Source organism: Xanthomarina maritima, from assembly GCF_008084905.1.
Lineage (GTDB): Bacteria > Bacteroidota > Bacteroidia > Flavobacteriales > Flavobacteriaceae > Xanthomarina > Xanthomarina maritima.
This window is the reverse complement of record NZ_VSFC01000027.1, coordinates 1-1,721: the sequence shown is the minus strand read 5'-3', so window position 1 is coordinate 1,721 and position 1,721 is coordinate 1. Positions and strand designations below refer to the sequence as shown.

1 protein-coding gene is annotated in these 1,721 nt (G+C 36.1%); it reads left to right on the top strand.

The genetic code is table 11. The annotated features are described in order from the left end of the window. Positions 1–1,721 (top strand): SprB repeat-containing protein (locus FVF61_RS05540; RefSeq protein ID WP_199757274.1); only part of this gene is annotated, 1,721 nt, incomplete at both ends.

Below are 1,721 nucleotides of genomic sequence, written 5' to 3'. Positions count from 1 at the left end.
CCACCTTCATTTACAACCATTCCAACTGGAGTTACATGTTTTGGAGATAATTCTGGAACGTTTGATATAAATGTCAGTGGTTATTCTGGAGCTTATACTTATGAAGTATTTAATAGTTTAGGAACTTCAGTTTTAGGACCAGTTTCAGCAAATACAACGACTAATCCAGAAACTGTAACAGGAATGCAGGCTGGAAGTTACTCTGTAGTTATTACAGAAACTGCAAGTCCGTTTTGTAATGCAACGAATAGTGTCATTATATCATCACCTACAGAGCCATTAACAGTAGTTGCTTTAGAAACTTCTAATGTAACATGTACTGATAACTTAGGAACCATTACAGCAATAGCAAGTGGAGGTTGGGGAACGTATCAATTTGAATTAACAGGAGCGGCTACAGTAGCTTATTCGTCAAATGGAACTTTTGAAAATTTATCTGCAGGAACATATACTGTAAATGTTATGGATGCAGGAGGGTGTATCGCTTCAGATACAGTTACTCTTATAGCTCCAACACCAATTAATGCAACAGTAACACCTAACACTACTTTATTGTCTTGTTTTGGTGATACAAATGCAACAATAACTGTAACTAACGTAACTGGTGGACAAGGTAGCAACTATTTATATACGTTGCACATGATTTCGCCAACAACGAGTTCTTCAGGACCACAAAGTTCTCCAGTATTTGGTGGCTTAGGAGCAGGTACATATAATGTAGAAGTATCAGATGCTTTTAGTTGTATTTTCACATCAGCAGATGTAACAATTAATGAGCCAACTCAAATACAAGCTAGTTTAGTCAAAGAAACATCTCAAACGTGTTTAACTCAAGCAACGCTTACTTTAAGTGCATCTGGTGGAACAGGACCTTATACATATAGTGATAATATAACATTTACACCAGTATTAGGTTCGTTTACAACATCAACAACATTTTCTGTTCCAGTGGGAGCTTATGAATATTATGTGCAGGATGCTAATGGATGTATTTCTATTGTATCTAACGAAATTACTATCGATCCATTACCAACCTTAACACTTAATTTATCATTAACCAATGCAACAGTTAATTGTGCTGGCGATTCTACAGGTGTTGTTGTAGCTACGGCTCAGGGAGGTTTAGGGAATTATATTTACACGTTACAGGATACATTAGGAAACACCATTCCAGCAACTCAAAATAGTCCTGGAATTTTTACAGAACTACCAGCTGGAACCTATCAAGTACATGTTGAGAGTGGAGATTGTTTAACAACGTCTGCTCCATTTACAATTAGTGAGCCATCTGCGCCATTAATTGCACCTTTTACAGTTACAGATGTTACATGTTATGGAGCAAATGATGGGTCTGTAGTTATTAATGCTTCAGGTGGTACAGGTTTAATTATGTATGCTATTTCTCCACAATTAAATCAATTTTTTGAAACAAATGTTTTTGAAGATTTAGCCCCAGGAAATTATGATGTGATTGTACAAGATGAATTAGGGTGTTATTTAATCATCAATTTCACAATTAATGAACCATCACCTATAATTATAAGCATCGTTCCATCATCTATCATTCCAGAAGTTTGCGAAGGAGATATGGATGGCGAATTTAGTATTGATATTTCTGGAGGAACACCTCCATATTCAGTAAGTATAGATAGTTATACAGGTCCATATACTAGTGGAGCACCAGGACAAACTCAATTTGATTTTATTGGGTTAGGTGGTGG